The following is a 19,885-nucleotide window of genomic DNA, read 5'->3' on the forward strand; positions in this document are numbered from 1 at the left end:
AAAGAACCCTTCACCGCACCCCACGCCACGTATCCTTTCATTACAAGTCCCTCTACGCTCGCACTTCCTACCCTAACAAACAAGCCGCTGAACCCCATAAAGACAAACCTTTCTACGAAAATGCAACCTGATGGGGGAATGTTCCGGGAGACTCCTCACATCGGGAAACAATTTTCTTATTTTTATGAATATAATCAATAAAAAAATAACCACAGCCAGAGAGTTATAGAATACAAATTACATTTTAGTATGGATGATTTCAAATACCCCCTATAATTATCCCAAACCAAATACCAGAAAAAAAAGGGCCCGCCTACAACAAAAAAACATCTCATATCTGAATGGACAAACCTGGATACAAGAAGGAAACCAAACATCCCAAATCACCTCGTAGTACTAACCCCCATCCCCAAAAATTCCAAATCATGGAAGCCACAGGTGGCATCCGACTGCTCAGTAAAAACTCATAAAATAGGGAGGTAATCATTATGAAACAAATTAAAATAACAAATTTCTTTCATCCCATACTCCTCATTACGAGTCTCACCGCACTCACATTCCCTGCCCTCTCCCTATCAACCAACGCCCAACCCAATAATCTAAACTCTAAGGGAGAGAGCGAAGACAAACAAACCAAGAATCCTTCATCATCACACGACGAACAAAACAGGAAAAATACCATACCAACAAAGACAAACAGTCCGTCAGAGAAACAATCCGGGGAAGAAGGATGCAGCAGACTTTCGGAAACGGACCACTGGAAACCCATACCCACAAAATCTATAGACGATAAATTAAAGGATAAAATAATGAAAAGTGGTTACGAACTAGCAGAATGCTCCTATCAACTCAAGGGAGGACACACCATAGACGTTCGGGTCAAAGAACCCAGCGGTAAAACTACTATGATTCGTTCCTCGGATGGGAAAAATTTGGACGATGAACAAGGGGACAACAAAAGGGAACAATCCGATCTTGATTCTAATAAATCTCATCAAGAAGAAATCCATGAGACAAAATCAAAACCCGACACCACCCCCACAAGGGAAAAACGCGACAAACACAGTACCCCCCAAAGCCCGGTGAAGGAACCACAGGAAAAAAATGTAACCAACAACCCCTCCACCAGCAACCCTACTGAGACAAGTACAGACCCATCAACCCCACCACCCAACCATAATAACATCAAAACCGATGCCGACTCCCCCACCAGCAACCACGCTGGGACAAGTACAGACCCGTCAGCCCCACCCAACGATACCAAAACAAATGAAACGGCCCCATCACAAAATATACAGGCTATTCTGAATCGCATCAATGAATTCCGTCGTGAAAACGGATCGGGTCCCATCACATTGGATTCCACCTATACAGAAAAAGCAAACGAAAAAGCTAAGACCATAGTCAAGAGAAGGGCGAGCGCCACAAATCACAGCATACATGATGTGCCCCCCAGTAATAGCCAACCCATGGGATTTCCCACAAGTGCTGAATGTGTTGGTCAGGACGGGGATGCTGGTAAAGGAAGTCTAGAAATAATGCTCGCGGAGAAGGATCCAGGACCTGGATATCTCAATCACATGACTGTTCTCAAAGATAAGGACGCCACAAAGATGGGGATTGGCCTCATCCACAGCGAAAATATGCCCCCTTACCGGGGGTGGACACTCGTAATTGAAAGCAATGGGGATGGCATCTTACCCTAGAAAACTGTATAAAAAATCAACCACGGGATCAAAATACCCGGGGCGGAAAAAAAACCATATCCGGGACCAACACACACTCTACCAAGGTGTGTGTTGGTCTTATGAGCACCTATCCGACCGAAACTCTGTCGGAAAATAAAAAAACTATCAAATGGCAATAAATGAAACAATAAGAAAAAATATATTATTTATAAAAATAAAATTATACTGTATAATATAAATACCCATACGATCCGCACGATGATTTGTAATACAAACCCATGGGGGACAACAGATTACCCTTCCATCCCATCCTATGGCCTCAAAAAAACCAACTCTGGAGAAATAAGGATGTGATACCAATCTATATATATCATCGATCCCATCCCCGGTTGGCTGGGGGGTGAACAGAAAATCCGGTTGGTCCATTTGGGGGGCTAAAAATCTTGGGATATCGGATCAAAGATATGGATCATACTGATCCAGTCCTCTAGACACGACCCCTTCAGTTTTTGTATTTTCTATCAAAAAATAATATTTACCAACCAATACATGCGATAGGTGCTTTTATTTAATATATACACGTATTCAATAAAAAAATTGGATCGGTTCCCCGTGATTGAAGAACCCTACTATAGACTTTAGACCACTTTACACTCTTGATACAGGGGAATCTCCACCTACAATGGATCAGAAATAGAACAAAGCCAGATATACCCAATGGAAACTATTCAGATCCCCAAAACAGGTGAAAGATTAATATTGAATATAATTATTTATAAATAAAATTAACTTACACTAAGAAACAATCACGTAGCAGAGGTTTTGTGTTATAAGCGGTGTTTTAGTCATGAAGGGGCCTACGATATCCCTCTACTTCATATCGAGAGGAAAAACCACTCACTACAGAAAAAAGGAAATTACATGCCTAAGGATAAACACAGGTCGAAAAAAATGAACGCCCCCCCAATCAAAACCCACAAGAAAGGAGTTATACTATGAAATGGATCAGAAAAAAAACCTTCCCCCACCCTATACTCTTTATCACAAGTCTCGGCGCACTCACACTCCCTGCTCTACCACTCAACGCACAACCCGACCAAAGTACACCATCAACGGATTGCCAATCCCAATCCTGTTCTAACGTACCACCCTCCCCGGACATGGGGTACCGGGAAGCGACGACCGGGAACGATAAGAACCATACGAATTGGGGGTTGCAAGAGGGCAACAAAGAATGGCGATCTGATCTTGACCCCATCGAAAAACCTACCTATGAAGAGGAAGAAGACTCCATCCCTGAAATGATTGGGAAAGAATCAAAAAAAATAATCGAAAAATTAAAAAAATTCCTGGAAATTGAATCATCTGAAGAAAAAAATATAACCGATACCCCCACCAACAACCATATTGAAACAAATACAGACCCATCCAACCATGATACCAAAACAGATGGAACGGCCTCATCACAAAATGTACAGGCTATTCTGGATCGCATCAACAAATTCCGACGTGAGAACGGATCGGATCCTGTCACGTTGGATCCCACCTATACAAAAAAAGCAAACGAAAAAGCCAAGACCATAGTCAAGAGGGGAGTGGACATCGGGAAATTAGGACCTGCCGTACACAATCTGCCCCCCAGTAATAGCCAACCCATGGGATTCCCCCCAAGTTCTGAATGTGTTGGTCAAGACCAGGATGCCGGTAAAACAAGTCTAGAAAAGATGCTCAAAGAAAGGGATCCAGGACCTAAAGGGATCAATCACATGACTATTCTCAAGGATAGGGATGCCGCAAAAGTAGGAATTGGTCTCATCAAAGACACCTCCTCTAATGAATGGACCACCGTCATTGAAACCAATGGGAATGGTTCATTACCCTAAGAGTTGTACAAAAAATCAACTACAGGATCAAGATACTCAGAGTGGAAAAGGACCAAACCAATACACACCTTTATAGGGTGTGTATTGGTCCTATAAACACCTATTCGACCGAGACCATTCCAAAAATGAAAAATTCATTAAATAACAATAATCGTATGGGTTCTCAAGTGATTGAAAAACCCTGCTAAGGGCTTTTTGGACCTCCCTACATCCTTCGCACAAGAGGACCCCCTCATCCACAGTAGATTTAGGATAGGAATGGAACAAAACCAGGTATACCCAATGGAAACAATACCACAAGCAAATATTTTTGAAAACCTGGTCCCAGGTACTAAAAATGTTTCAGGGGGACCATATCCAATGCAAAGAATCCCCCAGACACCATCCCCATCTATGTTCTATCACTCTGTGTAAATGGCCACCTTTTCCCCTTTGCCGCCTAGAATTCCCAGGCAAGGTAGCCATTGGGGACCTAAATGGTGGAGTATCAGCTCTGCAAGAAGGATAGGATTCCACGTATACGGGCAGCTATCCTTATGAAAACATAGGACGTTGGGAAAGGGAGGAAAGGATCAGGACCCAAATATACATTTTATATTATAAATAATAAAATCATTGTACATATGAAGCCCCTAAGGGAGTCCCAAGGGTGGGGGGAAATCCCACCTGAAAACCTTGTTCGGGAATTCACATCTCCAACGAAATGCTACCCCACACAGAAACACACCCAATATAGGTATGTTTTTGTCTGATATACCTCTTGTGGACAGACCAAAGAAGCCTATAGCAATCCATGTACCCCAATTTTTACCACAATCAAGATCACCACACCGGCCATCGCCAATGGAAGAAATTCAAGAAAGGTACATGTGGTTCTCCCCCCCGTCCTAATACTGTAGTGATCCACTTTTCCAAAACAACCGTAAGAATTGATGGATTTCCATAAGGATCGATCCCTGGAGGAACCCGTTCGTTGACCGAGAAGCAATTGCAACCAAGAAGGAAACACAGAAACGGAGTAGTAGGATATAAAAACAATAGCAAAATAATCCTTACTATGATCCACTACGGAAAAATGAACCCATCCATAAAACAGGAGCAAGGGTATGGGGTAGAAGAAAAGAAACTGGCTAATCCGACGATGGACGAAATTACGATCGATTTCCCCTGATTCTGCACACCAACGCTCCTCCCGTAGTGTCTGCCACTTGAAAACAGCACACCAGAGGATCATGCCTACCACCAGACCCACCGGTAGGAGGTCAATACCAAAGGACACACCTATAGAGAGCAGAAAAAACAGGACCCCCATCCAGGGCACGGCATACCAACGCCAACCCGCAATACCTCTCTGTTTCGCCAACCGATAGCAGGTTTTTCGGTAACGGGAGAGCTCCCTAAACTGCCTGTCGATGAACCCTAGATGATGCCGCCAATCCCTTTTCCCCCCGGCGTTGGGAAAAACAGTTAGCGAATTCAAATAGGCGAGGAAAGTAAATGCAAAAAAGATGATAGGAAAAAAAGTATCATCATGAACACTACGAAGATGGAGAAACATCACCCCCGACAACAATGCATGCAAACAAAAGCTAACAGAGAAAAACTTCCATATAGAGGACATGACCCCCCGCGATAACCGCCGCACCACACCTACCACCCCTCATTCCCTTCCTATCCCAAACCTTATGTAAATGAGGAAACGAGCTAGAAAAAATAACAATACAAAGGCCCCGAAAATTATGAAAAAAACTACTAGGGGAAGAGGAACCCCGCCCGATGATCTCACATAATCCCCAAACCCCACCTCTCCATCCCGTTCCACCACCAAATGACCATAGGGATGCCAGGGTTTCCAGGGGGAAAAATGGGGTGGAGCGGTCCTCTGCCCAAGCAAAAGGTGTCCCCACATAGGAAAAACGGAGAAGGAATAGAAAAATAGAACCCCTATAACAAACCATCCTTGGTAACGGGTACCCATCACTAGCCTCCACAAAGGAAAGGCTAACAATGGTAAACTATAAGAAAGTACCACCTGTAACAATCGACGATGGACAAAACTACGATCCACAGTCCCCTCCCCATGGCCCCATCTCTCTTCGCACCGTATTTTCCAACCAAAAATTGCGATCCAACCCAAGAAACCCAGGGTGGAAATCCAGGCCGACCACCAGGATGATCGCCATTCCGAGGCCGGATACAGGGAAACAACAGACATCATCACACCCAGATAGGACAAACCATGCCAACGCCAGCCTGCAATCCCTTGGACACGTGCCTGTATACGTAACTCACGCCTTTGTTGACGGAGTTGCACCCATTGTTGATGAACCCACCGCAGGCGATCCCATATCCTACGTTTTCCCCCATAGGGACAATAGGGGAGGGAACACAGGGAAATAATATAAAAAATAGTATATAATGAATAAATAATAATAAAATTATCATAGGAAGAGGGGGCAATAAAATACCAATAGGCATGCCAAAACATCAGACTATGAAACAACCAACCCAGTACAATGAGCCCTATCATAACACCCTCCACCCCCAATTGGGAAAGTAGGTCCCCCCTTACCTATTTCTGCGATCATTGTTATCATATTAATAGGGAGTAACCAACCCACTCTCGTTCTCCTGATTCTGGAGATCCTTTCGGTTGGTCCATGCGATAAGATATACGGCAGGATCCATCATTTTCATTTCCTTCGCTCCATCCAATGAACTCCTAATATCCCGGGCACCCGTTATCCCTATAATAATTATGAAACATTAGGAAAAAATATAAGAAATATAAGGAGATAGATCCATAAAATACACCCACAGGCGCCCACTGTTCCTGCACAAGAATAGGAGAAATGCAATGGAATTATGGCAAACAATACCTAGGAGGGGACGAAGACGACGACAAGGGAAAAATTACGACCGCTATCTTCCCACGAGGGCAACCATTCTTACCATCTGCCTGACAAGTACCCTTATTTTCTGGATCCAGAGGGAAACATCACCCCCCTCTACGAATGATTCATCCCCCAGGACGATAGAATCACAAGTCATAACAACCCCGCCGCGCACACCCATATCCAATCAACCCATACCTGATCTGATGATAACCCCAAAGCCAACCCCCAAAACCCATCCACAGAAAAAAGACCTCCGGAGGGGTGAAGAAGGGGAAAGGAAAACTCGTAAAACAAGGCTACCATCCAAGAAAACTGTGGCCCCGAAAACTGAATCAAACAGCCACTCTGAATTTGAGGCAAAAGTAGCCGGGCTCATCAATGAATACCGTATCCATAATGGCCTAGAGCCACTTTCCACAAACGATGATAGTCTAAAGGGAATCACCCGGGAAAAATCAAGAAGGATAAAACAGCATGGCATGGAGCACGGCATGCCAGGGATTGGTGATTCTAAGGAAATGCTGAGAAAAACCGGCAAACGCAACCGGGAAAGTGCGGAGAATCTAGCTGAGGGACATCCCACGCCGGAGGAAGTCGTTGAGGGGTGGAAAAACAGTCCCCCCCATAATGCCAACATGCTAAATCCCAATGTCAAGGAAATGAATATAGGCCGCTCTGAGGAAAATACCACTGCCGTATTCCACAATTGATGAGGACAGATAGGTGGACTCATAATCACCCGCAGAAGAATGTGTGGATAGGAAGATCGAAGAATATATTCCTCTGTATATAGGAAGAACCCAAACTTAGCCCTGTTCTATTTATCCATAGAGGTACGAATACACTCCACCCTAACAAGATTCCGAAGGGTCCCCCCAGGAAGGGGGAAAGAGGGATACCCGTTCAAACAGAGGACAACAACGCGCGTAGGGGGGCAAAACTCCTGCGATGGTGGTAGGATAGACCGTGGGTAGCCAGTGCCAACCTATGTTGTTTCGTCCCATAGCCCTTGTGGGATGAAAAACCGTACTGCGGCATCTGCTTGTCCAAATGCATCATCCATGTATCACGATAGGTCTTGGCTACAATAGAAGCAGCGGCAATCGAAATACTCCGTTGATCCCCTCTTACTAAAGGAACCTGCGGGTAGTGAATACCCGGCAGATAGAATCCATCTACCAAAACCACCTGTAGGGAACAAGCCAACCGGGATAAAGCATCCCGCATAGCACCCTGAGTAGCGGGGACAATCCCCAAACGGTCAATAGTAGCCACCTCACGCCAACCAATGCCCACCGCACATGCATGGGATCGAATGCAACCCAACCAATATTGCCTCTGCTGGGAGCTGAGACGTTTGGAATCGTACAAACCCTTCCACATAGTCGCCCCCCCGCCCCCATACAACACCACAGCCGCTGCCACCACAGGACCCGCCCAACAGCCCCGTCCGGCCTCATCAACACCGGCTATCCCACGGTATCCGCAAGCTTCCCAGGCCAATTCATAATGCCAGAGGGAACAAGCCGCCCGTTCACAAGAAAACAATGTCATGGGTGATAAGAGGGGGGAAAGGTTTCCCCCCCTTGAAGCATGGACGGAGGACGTTGTAGGGTAACGCGACCCAGTTTTCCGTATCGAAAATCACTCAACACAGCGGCAGCAGCCCTCTCCGTATCTACCACTCCCCCTGCCCGTAGACAACCACGTTGTCTCCCAATATGGGATAACCAGGCATGTCGAGGAAGATCAGAAAACTTTCCTCCGTAACGATCCCGTACAACCTGGGGGTAGGTACGATACAAACAGCGCAAGAGAAAAACGGCCACCCCCTCCGGAGGAAACAGGGCATCCCGAATGGTCCCTGTGGCAGCAAGCACCTTGCCCAGCGAAGGCTTCGAGAAAGACGGCCACAATAACCCAGGTGTATCCAGCAACAACAATTCGTCATGAACGCGAATCCATTGTTGCGCACGCGTGACCCCCGGCAATTTTCCCGTTGCCGAAGAGGATCGTCGTGCCAACCGATTGATGAGTGAGGATTTCCCCACATTGGGAATCCCTACTACCATAGCCCGTATCCCCCGTTGTAGACTACCCCAACGTGTGCTTTGTCGCAAAGATCGAACCCATCTCCTACTAGTCTCCACTGCAGACGTCACACCTTTACCACTCTGTACGTCCATTGTTACAACTCGTTGAGGGAAATATTTCAACCACTGTTGGGTAACCACAGGATCCGCTAGATTGGTTTTATTGATAATCACCAATCGGGGTTTGTGTTGGCACAATTCATCGAGCAACGGATTACGACTCGCCTGGGGCAACCGTGCATCTGCTATCTCCCAAACCAAATCCACACGACCCAGTTGGGATTCTATTTGCCGCCGCGCCCGTGCCATATGCCCCGGAAACCACTGAATCACGATCCTTTCCTCCACCCCCCTTGCCCTCTTTTGAACCAAAGGGCTGCAAAAACAAAATAACAGGAGGCTACAAAAGAGCAGCCCCCTGCCTCAGACCTCCTTCTTACCACGGCCGTGTGGCGTATGGATCGTACGGATGCGCGCCGCCTTACCGCGCAACTTACGAAGATAAAACAATCTGGCCCGTCGAACGCGCCCACAGGCCACCACCTCGATTTTTGCCAACCGCGGTGTTTGGAGGGGAAAAACACGCTCCACCCCTACTCCATAGGAAACCTTACGTACCGTAAACGTCTCACTAATCCCCGAACCACGACGCTGAATGACTACCCCCTCAAACAACTGAATCCTTTCCCGCTGCCCTTCCTTTACACGAACGTGCAACCGTACCGTATCTCCCGCGCGAAAGGATGGAAAATCCCCCCGCAGTTGTGAAGCAGCTACACTATGAATCAACCCCTGCATCCTTCATATCCTCTCCTTTCTCTACCCACTCCACCGATTTGCGAACCGAACATCGCCCTACCTTGGTACGCAGGAAAACATAATCCTCTGCCGTAAGGCGGGCACTCCGCAATAACTCTGGACGCCTCTGTAGAGTGCGCAACAGCGACTGCCGCCGGCGCCACTGTTCTATCAACCGATGATTACCCGAACGGAGCACGGATGGAACCTCCAGGGAACGAAAACAAAATGGCCTCGTGTAATGGGGATATTCTAGCAGACCACTCTCCCCAAAGGAATCTCTACCCACCACATCCTCACCACCCAAAACACTAGGGACACAACGAGACACTGCATCGATAAGGACCATTGCAGGTAATTCGCCACCCGTCAAAACATAGTCACCGATCGACACCTCCAGAGTAACCAGGGACCGTATTCGTTCATCGAAACCCTCATAATGACCACACAACAAAACGGACCACGGATGGAGGGCTATCTCCTTCACGAGGGACTGCGTGAGAACCCTCCCCTGGGGAGAAAACAAAAGGACCGGTAGATCCCTACCCCGCAACACGTGCTCCACGGCCGCAAAGATGGGTTCCGGTTTGAGGATCATCCCCCCACCACCACCATAGGGGGCATCATCAACCGTACCATACCCATCACAGGCAAACGAACGCGGATCAGTAAGTACCACCTGTAACTTCCCCTTCGTCTGCGCCCGCTGAATGATACTGGTCGAGAGAAAATCGCCAAACATCGAGGGAAAAAGTGTAATTACATCAAAACGAATCATCCACGCAGTCCTTCCAACCAAACAATCGAAACCCTCTTCCTACTAACGTCTACTTCCTTCACCAACGCATCCGTGTAGGGAAGCATCCATACCTGCCCTCCAGGGTCACGCACCACCCATAAATCCTGCGCAGGCATAGAGCGAATACCAATAACCTCACCCAGATTTTCCCCGGCCACAGTTTCCACGCGACACCCAACAATATCTTGATAGTAATACTCCCCTTCGACACTCGGCGCCTGGTCCTCATAGGGGACCGCAAGACGACACCCCCGATAACGCTCTGCCACCTCAATCGAATCCCAACCCACGAAATGAACTATGTAACCCGCCCTGTGGGGTCGAGAACGGGCGATCCGTAATGGATCCGTGGGCAAGGGGAAGAAAGGGTTCCCCCGTACCGGAGGGCGAACCCACAAGCTTCCCCCTTTCTGAAAACGAATCTCAGGAAAATCAGTAGTGGAATGCACCCTAACTCCACCACAGAGACCCTGTGTGGCCACAATAGACCCAACCATCAACCAACGCGTGGGGGGAAGGGGCCCAACCATCCATCAACCCGGCTGAGGACGATCCAGAATACCCTGCCGTCGAAAAATACTAGCAACCGTATCAGAAGGCTGGGCCCCCTGCGACAACCACTTTCTGGCCTCCTCAACGTCCACTTTCACAGTGGAGGGCTCCGTAAGAGGATCATAATAACCCAACTGAGCGATAAAGCGACCATCGCGGGGGGAACGGGACTCCGCAACCACGATACGGTAGAAAGGCTTCTTCTTGGCACCCATTCTACGTAAACGAATACGAACCACTACTTTCACCTCTTTCTAAAACTACCCCTAGAAGGGGGAATAGGCAATGTAAGATTACGTCGTTTGCCCTTGGCCGTACCTACCATCTGACCCAAAAAAACGCGAAGACCGGCAAACGTCTTCAACAAACGATTCACCTCGGTCACTGTGGTGCCACTCCCGTTAGCGATGCGACGACGACGGCTAGCATTGATGATTTCAGGTTTGGCACGCTCCCCTACAGTCATCGACCGCGCCATCGCCCTAATACGATCGAACTCCCTCTCACCACCTTCTAGCTGCGGCATCAACTTGGCCACATTCATGCCTGGCATCATCGAGATCAAACTTTTAAACGTCCCCATACTACGAAACTTCTCTATTTGCCCCAACAAGTCATCGATCGTAAATTCATCACGGAGCAAACGCTCCTCCATAGCACGGGCTTCCCTTTCATCCACAGCGGAGCGAGCTTTCTCAATCAGCGTTAGAACATCGCCCATGCCAAGGATCCGCGAGGCCATACGATCGGGAAAAAAGGACTCCAAATCATCGATTCTCTCACCTGTCCCCACCAACTTGATAGGGCAACCTGTAACGGACCGAACGGACAGAGCCGCCCCACCACGGACATCAGCGTCCAGCTTCGTAAGAATCACCCCTGTGAGGGTGATCTGTTCATGAAAAGTCCTGGCCACCTGAACAGCATCCTGACCCGTCATGGAGTCCACTACAAGCAAGACCTCGTCCGGCTTCACACTGGCTGCCACCTGTCGCAACTCGTCCATCATCACCGCATCAATGTGGAGACGGCCAGCGGTATCAATCACTACATCATCACGTTCACTGGAGAGAGCCTCCTCATGACCTCGCGCGGCCACCGACACAGCCCCCTCCCCCTGAACAGGGGATGTACAAACCACGCCTACCTGCTTCGCCAATACCTCCAACTGATGAACCGCAGCAGGGCGATGCACATCGGCCGCTACCAGATGGGGAGTACGCCCCTGTCTTACAAGATAACGGGCCAACTTCCCAGCCGTTGTGGTTTTTCCGGCCCCTTGCAACCCAACAAGCAAAATCCGGCGTGGCTTAGGGACCTTCACCAACTCAGCGGCATCACCACCCATCAGTACCGTAAGCTCCTCCTGCACAACCTCGATTACCTGTTGGCCCGCGTTGAGACCCGCTAAGACTTCCTTTCCCAACGCTCGTTCCGTAACACGATCTACAAAATCCTTCACGATGGAGAAGTGAACATCTGCTTCCAGAAGGGCTATACGGACCTCACGCATGGCCCTCTTCACATCCGTAGGACCTACCTTCCCCTTGCCCCGCAAGCTACGTGCTGCATTCTGTAAACGTTCTGACAACCGCGCAAACACGGGGAACACATCCCTTCTCTATCGTAAGTAGGCCCAACTCGATTAGGATCCGGAACACCCCTATCAGGAAAAACACAAGCACGCCACGGGATCACCCCTAATCCCAAAGAAACCGAGGGTAACACAGCTCCCTTTCACTATACGGTATCCTTCAAGCACCGTCAAGCCAACCCACTCACGGTAAAACGTTGTCCTACACAGGAAACTATTGAGGATAAGACTAGGACTCCCCCCCTTGAACAGGGGAGGAGTCGGCAAACATTGCATGTACAAACATATCGGCATCAAAGGGCATCAGATCATCAGGACATTCACCTAGACCAACCCATTGAATCGGAATCTGCATCGTATCCTGAATAGCCAGAACAATCCCCCCCTTCGCTGTACCATCTAGCTTAGTCAGTACCAATCCTGTAATATCTACCACTTCACAAAATTGCTCTGCCTGATGTAGAGCATTCTGACCCGTAGTAGCATCCAGTACGAGTAACACCTCATGGGGGGCTTCGGGAATAGCGCGAGTTATGACCCTTTTGACTTTGGCCAATTCCTGCATAAGATTCCTCTTGTTCTGTAATCGACCCGCTGTATCACAAAGTAACACATCGATCCCACGTGCCTTTGCTGCCTGGATACCGTCATAGATAACTGCCGCTGGATCAGCCCCTTCCATCTGACGGATGACATCTACCCCTGTTCGCTCCCCCCAAATCGCGAGCTGCTCAATGGCACCAGCCCGAAAAGTATCCCCCGCGGCCAATAGTACCCTGTCACCCCCTTGTCGTAGACGATAAGCCAACTTTCCAATAGTTGTTGTTTTGCCCACCCCATTGACACCCACAAAGAGATAGACGGTAGGTCCCTGGTCCGCACGACGTAGGGGACTCGCGTCACCCGATGAAATCAACATATCCCTCACCAATTGAGCCAGAATCTCTGGAACAAGCCCCGCATCCGAAATCCTCTCCTTGCGAACTCGCTCCTGCAGTTGATCGAGCAATTTCTGTGTGGTGGAAACCCCAACATCAGCAGCCAACAACATCATCTCAAGTTGATCGTATAGCCCCTCGTCCAATTCACCCCGTCTACCCACCATTTCCTGCAGGGCGCTGGTAAATCGGCTACGTGTACGTGACAAACCACGAACAAAAGTATCCGTTGTCTTCCTAACCTGACCCACCTGCTGACGCAAACGCTGAAAAAAACGCAAGGAAACTACCTCACTTCCCATCATCAACTCATCTGCATACGAATACCAACTATAGTCACCGCAGTGTGGGGTAGTAAAACACCCGACTACAGACCCTATAACAACAAGACAGAAACAAAGCCTTACCCAGACCACCCCATGATCCACCCAACCTATGCACCCTCCAAAGAGAAATATCCTCATCTCTCGTTTCCGTAGGCAACGGGGGAAAAGAAGCGGGATAGGGGAACCCTGTCGCCATTACATTATGCCAATACCATTACACACCATGATACAGGATTTCGGAATGAAAGGCCTGCCGGAAGAAAAAGGAATGACAACGAATTCATTCCACCCCGTGTCAACCTATCCGCCTCTGCTTCCCATTCATCGGGGGTATTACCATTGGATTGCAGAGCACACAAGATCCAGATAGGGTACCGAAATTTCCGAGAGAAAAATCCCAAGATACTGGACCAATGGTTCTCCCTCAGAAGACAATGTCAAAACTCACTTCCTTAGAATATTTTGTAATAACAGAAAATTTATTATAAAAATTTTCATTATTATATAATATAAAAAATCTATACCGTTGCCATCATATCAATAATTTGTAGTTAAAAAGTACCACTTTAGGGAAAAGTACACGCAGAAGTTTATTACCAACAATTGTTTTTTGTTGAACACCCAAAATCGCTGAAGGATAAGGATCGCTGGTTCCCATTTTACCCCCTTTGCACACTCCAGATGAATCGAATTTATGTTGATCCTTAATTTTTTTATTTAAAATTTTGTTGCATACTAAATTCTATGTAGGAAGTGGCGAACAACATAGAATATAAATTTTTATTTAAATAAATTTTATATAATTTACTTTTTATGATTATTTATATTGCTTGTTTCCGTATACATGCAATTATGCACCCATAGAACGGGGGATTCATCCGCAATGTGTGCGCAGAATCCTTCCCCCTTCTTCATTAGGTTTGGCAACACATTACTCAGCGAAATTTACATCCCCCGTAGGTAGGTCCCCTCATGGAAGTGAGCCACCATCCTACCCCTACCACTCTACCCGGAGGTTGGTATACAGATGGGTCGAAGAACCTTGCCACCTGGGCACCGATTGATCCCTCTTCCATTCTCTTTCCTCCCTTGAACCAGCCTGCCCTTTTTTTACTGGAATTTTTCCCTTCCCCCCATCCTATCGGTTGGGTGTATATCGATGATCCATTTCTTGGCTTACCTCCCCTTTACCTCATAGCAGTTGCCGAGTAGACCCGGCATTTCAGCCAAGTCCCTCACGCCCAGTAGGGCTGGCATCTCAGCCAACCCTCTCACAGAACCACACGTACTACTCTCGCATTATGTGGCTCTTATGATCCCATAGGATTTTCCCCATTTAAAACACCAGTCTGGTGTCACGTTCTTCGTACCTTCCTCTGCTGTGTTCTATACGGGTTTCGATCCCATGTTGCCTGGTCCAACTTGCGATCATCTCCTTATCGCAGATTGTGCGTCCAGTTAGACCCATCGGGCCTAACCCACGATCATCTCCTTGCTTCGGATTGTACGTTGGCTGGTCAGGCAGACCATTCAACCCCTTCGCTCCACCCTCATTACAAGGGTTTCTTCACTACTATGAGTTGATCCGACTCTGTTCGCGGAAGCCTTGGTATACCCTTAGCCCTTTACACCTGGCCTTAGCCAGGTGTCCGTGCGACAGTCTCTCGTGGTTCCCTATGAGGGCCTAAATATGGTTCGCTTTACTAATCTCCCTGATTCACACCGGACAGGGGCATGCCGCTCACAACCAGGGCACTTTACCCCAACAGCACTAGGCAGTTTGTAACCTGCTACCTATCAGCCGGTTACAAAGAGTCGAGCAACCTTCATCTCCTGAACGACCTCTTGACACACGTACACGCCATCGAAATGCAAGATCCCGTCACCCTCCCTAGTGCATGGTTGGAGATAGGATCAACCCCAAAACCCTTATCGGAACGAGGTGTCCCCCGGGTGTTCGCATGAATGGATCCTATTCCCATGGTCCTATGAGGGGACGACGCCCCCATTCTGGATAGTTCGCCCTCTTCCTGTTGGGAATGGTGGGAACCAACGACAAGGCAATGAGCTATGAGATGGATCCTGCTTCGCACCGCCATGGGGCCACTGGTAAGGTATTGGACTACTATGGAACAAACCCCGAGGGTTGAACTACCCCGCTCGCTTGGAAAAAAATATCAAGATAGATAGAAAAACATTGAAAAAAGCATGGGCCCACATAGACAACCACAAAGAATACCGACGTGCTATCCACCCGAATAGTAAAGATGTCGTGAAAACCCCCAAGAGCCCAAACCAATCATATCCATTCAAAACATGAATCAGGGTGAATGCAATACTAGAGATAAAAATTCCTACGCGTGGTTGGAGAGCCCCCCGAAACAATAGCTCCTCACCAACACCCGCACATATCCCCATAAGAGGAACTATAATCCAAGCCAATGGGGGAACAACCGGATCCGTTTGTTGTATCAGCGAAACACCCCATTGATTTCCTATTGAAATAACAAACGACGCTACCTGTCCGAGCACGAAAAAGAAAGCAACAACAAGAAGAGGAATCAGAAGAAATTCCTTCCACGTTGGCCTCCTATTCAGCCCCAACCGCTCCCACACCTCGCACCAACTCCGATGGGTACCCCATCCCACAACCAACAGGGCCAGGACACTATTCAGGAGCAAACTTACAATCAACTCCTGAGCGAACTCATGTGGGGGGATCTTATCGAGATACCCCATAAAGTCTGGAATGCTCAGAAAAGACCAAATAAACATAGCCCCCAGGAGGAGAAAAAGGAGCCCCCAAAACGCAAAACAATGGGCATATCGCTGCGGATCCAAATTCAGCTTTGACATCATATAGGCACGAAATCTTGGCCATACAAAGGAAATACATATCAAGGACAGGGAAAGAACACAACCCAATAAGGCCAACCATTTGAATATCGATTCATCCCAAACACGCTCGAATATCCCCACTATAAATGTGGAATCAATCGCAGTAACAGAAAACCTAATAGGCTGCAAAAACACGCGGAAAAACATGATAAAAAACGCTAATGGGAGCAAAACATCAACTACCCTACCCCAATTTCGCAACGTCCCCCGGCGCAAACTGTTTTCTAGTACCACCATATGCTGATAGTGGGCATGATCAAATTTCATCAGGACCCACACGAACAGGAGTAGGAATACCACTAATAAAAAATATTGCATAACCACAAAATTCCCCTTTTTATCTTCCGTAAATGAACAAATTCGATCAAATTAGGAAGACTAAATAGTATCTACTTACATAAATTTACTTTTATCGATAATTGTACCATAGATGGTGCTAGTGCGGGAAGTAAAAGTTAGTTGAAAATTTAGTTGATTTGGTTTTTTCCAATACTAATTATATTTCAAAATAGGATATATTGAATTGCTAACAGGTAATGAATTACTCCTGTATAATATGTATAGATAATTTGTAATGTAAATAAAAAATGAATAGTATGAATTTTTCGATTATGATATATATTACTCACTATATCGCATACCTCCTTCTTATTATTATAAATTTTACTATATATTCGGGGACTTGATATGTGTTATACGCTACACACTTTGCAACCATTGTGACTCTCGGCCAAACTTCGAACCTGAAATATCCTTGGATGGTTTTTTCCTAATTCTGGATTGTAAGGATGAGTTAGGTGGGAGGCCCGGGTTCCCCAAATCCTCACAGGAACACCTGATTACCGGGAATGGACGGTTGGCAATGGACTCTAGGATATAACTCATTTTATATCTAATTTTGTGGTTCCTAATTTCCCTATTTTCATGATTTTCACTTCGTCCAAAAAAGGGGACCTCGGGAAATTTAATTCTGTTTTCATATCGAAAACCCCTTATTCCCTGATAGAGGGTGAGTTGCCCATCCCCACTCCCGAAACTGAACCCTCAGGTCCGATATGCGGCCAAGGTCCAACCTTTTTAACCGCACCAGCACCATTGATGATTTAAAAAGGCTTTTGGACGGTAAAGAATTGGAAATCAGTCGATTGAGGGAAAGGACAGGGGGAAAGCGGGACCCTACTATGGTTCAAATTTTGGGCATAATCGATGTTTTTGACAGGGTTACTGTTTTCTCCCAAGTCTACTTATCCTGTAAATCCAAGGACGTTGTGAAAGCAATACAGGAGGCTTTGAAAAAGCACGTGGGAAAAGGGGGGAAAAATCCCATGATTCGAACAGACAATGGTTCGCAATTTGTCAGTCACGAGTTTCACAAATTCATGGAAACCACTGGAATCTACCACGAACGGATACCCAACCATAATGCGCACATCAAGTCTTATCATAAGTATTGTGAAAAGCAATTTTTTGGACAGGTTTGAGTTCCGCAATTTTTTGGACTGCCATGGAACAAACCCCAAGGATTGAACTACCCCGCTCGCGCGAAAAAAAACATCAAGGGAAATATAATAACATTATGAAAAGCATGGGCCCACATAGACAACCATAAAGAATACCGATGTGCTATCCACCCGAATAGTAAAGACATCGTGAAAGTCCCCAAAAGTCCAAACCAATCATATCCATTTGGAACATGAATCAGGGTAAACGCAATACTAGAGATAAAAATCCCTACACGTGGTTGAAAAACACCCCGAAATAATAGCTCCTCACCAACACCCGCGCATATTCCCATAAGGGGAACTATAATCCAAGCCGACGAGGGAAAAACAGGATTCGTTTGTTGTATCAGCGAAACACCCCATTGATTTCCTATTGAGGTAACAAACCACTCCACCTGTCCAAACACAAGAAGGAAAGCAACAACAAGAAGAGGAGTCAGAAAAAATCCCTTCCACATTGGCCTCCTATTCAACCCCAACCGCTCCCACACCTCGCACCAACTCCGATGGGTACCCCATCCCACAATCAAGAAGGCCAGAACACTATTCAGAAGCAAACTTACAATCAGCTCCTGAGCAAACTCATGTGGGGGAATCTTATCGAGATACCCCATAAAGTCTGGAATGCTCAGAAAAGACCAAGTAAACATAGCCTCCAGGAGGAGAAAAAGGAGCCCCCAAAACGCAAAACAATGGGCATATCGCTGCGGATCCAAATTCAGCTTTGACATCATATAGGCGCGGAATCTTGGCCATACGAGGGAGATACATATCAAGGACAGGAAAAAAACATAACCCAATAAGGCCAACCATCTGAATACCGATTCATCCCAAACACGCTTGAGTACCCCCACTATAAATGTGAAATCAATTGCAGTAACAGAAAACCTAATAGGATCCAAAAACTTGCGAAAAAACATGTTAAAAAACGCTAATGGGAGCAAAACATCAACTACTCTACCCCAATTTCGCAACGTTCCCCGGCGCGGACTGTTTTCTAGTACCACCACATGCTGATAGTGGGCATGATCAAATTTCATCAAAGCCCACACAACCCCCAGGAATAGGAATAGGAATAACGGCAACAAAAAAGTTTCTATCATAATCGTAAAATTCCCCTTTTTCTCTCCTATAGTGAAAAAATTCAGCTGAAATTAGGAAAACTAAATGGTATTTATTTACATAAATTTCCTTCTATCGATAATTGTACCATAAATTTGGAGAATATTCGACCGGATAAAGAATTCGAAGTGTAAGGTTCCTATTTGTAACGATGGGGATATTGTTGGGACAGTAGAATCGTTGCTAGGAGAATCGACCCCCCGATTTCGGGTCCACCACGGTCCCCTATTTCAACATCTACCTTGTGGGGATACGGAGCAGGATCCATCCCCATTTTTTGTATGTGATGAGCCCCCGCATTCATAATTCATAACCCGTTCGTTCCCTTAAGCCTGTGGCGATCCCTTTCCCCCTATATCACAATTCATCAATCCATGTCGTAATACCCACGAAGTATGAGCTAGCCACAACATCAGTAGGAAAACCCATTGGGGAATGCTAGGGAAGCGCTCAAGGAATTGTTTCGCTTCTGTTTTCCCTACCCCGTGCCCCCCCATCTTTACCACCTGTTTCCAAACGCGATCAACGGCCCCACGTGGTCGTCCACAAGTGGATAACCGCTCAAAGCCGTTAATATATAGGTGGATGATGAATAGAGGGAGTGGATCAACCCGTGGGAATGAAATGGGCCCACATTACCATCTCATACGAGTCGCCTGATCCGTGTTGGAGTCCCCTTTTCACAGTTCTCATCCTTGTTTCGTACATGACCATTCAGATCCTTTCCCCCCCTCCCTCCATCTCCCTTATCAAAACTTCGCAGCTACTATGGGCTGATCTGATTTCATACACAGG

The 19,885-nt window shown here is 46.9% G+C and carries 18 protein-coding genes; 4 read left to right on the top strand and 14 right to left on the bottom strand.

Annotated elements, in window-relative coordinates:
- Positions 1-488: 488 nt before the first annotated feature.
- Together PPRES148_RS05475 and PPRES148_RS05480 are read left to right on the top strand one after the other, a co-directional pair.
- Entirely contained in the window at positions 489-1,706 is a 1,218-nt protein-coding gene (locus PPRES148_RS05475) for a CAP domain-containing protein (protein ID WP_149453586.1), read from the top strand.
- 977 nt (positions 1,707-2,683) lie between these two features.
- Entirely contained in the window at positions 2,684-3,571 is an 888-nt protein-coding gene (locus PPRES148_RS05480) for a CAP domain-containing protein (protein ID WP_149453587.1), read from the top strand.
- Between the two features lie 781 nt (positions 3,572-4,352).
- On the opposite strand, the gene PPRES148_RS05485 is transcribed toward PPRES148_RS05480, so the two are convergent.
- Positions 4,353-5,228 carry a hypothetical protein gene (locus PPRES148_RS05485; RefSeq protein WP_149453588.1) on the bottom strand — a complete coding sequence of 292 codons (876 nt, stop codon included), beginning with the start codon at positions 5,226-5,228 and terminating at the stop codon, positions 4,353-4,355.
- Between the two features lie 3 nt (positions 5,229-5,231).
- Positions 5,232-6,119, bottom strand: coding sequence for a hypothetical protein (locus PPRES148_RS05490; protein WP_187820665.1), 888 nt, complete (start codon positions 6,117-6,119; stop codon positions 5,232-5,234).
- A gap of 309 nt (positions 6,120-6,428) precedes the next feature.
- Between PPRES148_RS05490 and PPRES148_RS12310 the strand changes: the two genes are divergently transcribed.
- Positions 6,429-7,178, top strand: a complete 750-nt coding sequence (locus tag PPRES148_RS12310) for a CAP domain-containing protein (RefSeq protein WP_149453590.1) — start codon at positions 6,429-6,431, stop codon at positions 7,176-7,178.
- Positions 7,179-7,371: 193 nt separating this feature from the next.
- Here PPRES148_RS12310 and PPRES148_RS05500 read toward each other — a convergent pair whose 3' ends face one another.
- The 10 genes from PPRES148_RS05500 to PPRES148_RS05545 all read right to left on the bottom strand — a co-directional run bounded on the left by PPRES148_RS05500 (position 7,372) and on the right by PPRES148_RS05545 (position 16,784).
- Positions 7,372-7,971: a ribonuclease HII gene (locus tag PPRES148_RS05500; protein ID WP_223127968.1), complete on the bottom strand. Its 600-nt coding sequence runs from the start codon at positions 7,969-7,971 to the stop codon at positions 7,372-7,374.
- Between the two features lie 47 nt (positions 7,972-8,018).
- Positions 8,019-8,894 carry a ribosome biogenesis GTPase YlqF gene (gene ylqF, locus PPRES148_RS05505; RefSeq protein WP_149453592.1) on the bottom strand — a complete coding sequence of 292 codons (876 nt, stop codon included), beginning with the start codon at positions 8,892-8,894 and terminating at the stop codon, positions 8,019-8,021.
- A 90-nt stretch (positions 8,895-8,984) separates the two neighbouring features.
- The gene (rplS, locus tag PPRES148_RS05510) at positions 8,985-9,359 is read right to left on the bottom strand and encodes a 50S ribosomal protein L19 (protein WP_149453593.1); all 375 of its coding nucleotides are present in this window, start codon (positions 9,357-9,359) and stop codon (positions 8,985-8,987) included.
- Positions 9,340-10,137, bottom strand: coding sequence for a tRNA (guanosine(37)-N1)-methyltransferase TrmD (gene trmD / locus PPRES148_RS05515; RefSeq protein ID WP_342779836.1), 798 nt, complete (start codon positions 10,135-10,137; stop codon positions 9,340-9,342). The genes rplS and trmD overlap by 20 nt, the downstream gene beginning before the upstream one ends.
- Positions 10,134-10,688, bottom strand: coding sequence for a ribosome maturation factor RimM (gene rimM / locus PPRES148_RS05520; protein WP_149453594.1), 555 nt, complete (start codon positions 10,686-10,688; stop codon positions 10,134-10,136). Before rimM ends, trmD begins: the two co-directional genes overlap by 4 nt.
- A gap of 3 nt (positions 10,689-10,691) precedes the next feature.
- On the bottom strand, positions 10,692-10,958 hold the full coding sequence (gene rpsP / locus PPRES148_RS05525; protein WP_281289931.1) for a 30S ribosomal protein S16: 267 nt from the start codon (positions 10,956-10,958) through the stop codon (positions 10,692-10,694).
- Positions 10,955-12,313 (bottom strand): signal recognition particle protein, encoded by a 1,359-nt coding sequence (gene ffh / locus PPRES148_RS05530; protein ID WP_223127969.1) that lies wholly within the window; start codon positions 12,311-12,313, stop codon positions 10,955-10,957. Before ffh ends, rpsP begins: the two co-directional genes overlap by 4 nt.
- A 220-nt stretch (positions 12,314-12,533) precedes the next feature.
- Positions 12,534-13,523, bottom strand: coding sequence for a signal recognition particle-docking protein FtsY (ftsY, locus tag PPRES148_RS05535; RefSeq protein ID WP_149454253.1), 990 nt, complete (start codon positions 13,521-13,523; stop codon positions 12,534-12,536).
- Between the two features lie 1,381 nt (positions 13,524-14,904).
- Entirely contained in the window at positions 14,905-15,102 is a 198-nt protein-coding gene (locus tag PPRES148_RS12315; protein WP_149453596.1) for a hypothetical protein, read from the bottom strand.
- A gap of 617 nt (positions 15,103-15,719) precedes the next feature.
- Positions 15,720-16,784, bottom strand: coding sequence for a CPBP family intramembrane glutamic endopeptidase (locus tag PPRES148_RS05545; protein ID WP_187820670.1), 1,065 nt, complete (start codon positions 16,782-16,784; stop codon positions 15,720-15,722).
- Between the two features lie 863 nt (positions 16,785-17,647).
- Between PPRES148_RS05545 and PPRES148_RS05550 the strand changes: the two genes are divergently transcribed.
- On the top strand, positions 17,648-17,947 hold the full coding sequence (locus PPRES148_RS05550; RefSeq protein WP_223127970.1) for a DDE-type integrase/transposase/recombinase: 300 nt from the start codon (positions 17,648-17,650) through the stop codon (positions 17,945-17,947).
- A 47-nt stretch (positions 17,948-17,994) separates the two neighbouring features.
- Here PPRES148_RS05550 and PPRES148_RS05555 read toward each other — a convergent pair whose 3' ends face one another.
- Positions 17,995-19,008: a CPBP family intramembrane glutamic endopeptidase gene (locus tag PPRES148_RS05555; RefSeq protein ID WP_246142955.1), complete on the bottom strand. Its 1,014-nt coding sequence runs from the start codon at positions 19,006-19,008 to the stop codon at positions 17,995-17,997.
- A 221-nt stretch (positions 19,009-19,229) separates the two neighbouring features.
- Entirely contained in the window at positions 19,230-19,394 is a 165-nt protein-coding gene (locus PPRES148_RS11270) for a hypothetical protein (RefSeq protein ID WP_187820673.1), read from the bottom strand.
- Positions 19,395-19,885: the final 491 nt, after the last annotated feature.

Origin of the sequence: Pasteuria penetrans, from assembly GCF_900538055.1 — a bacterium.
In the GTDB taxonomy this organism is placed as follows: Bacteria; Bacillota; Bacilli; order Thermoactinomycetales; family Thermoactinomycetaceae; genus Pasteuria; species Pasteuria penetrans.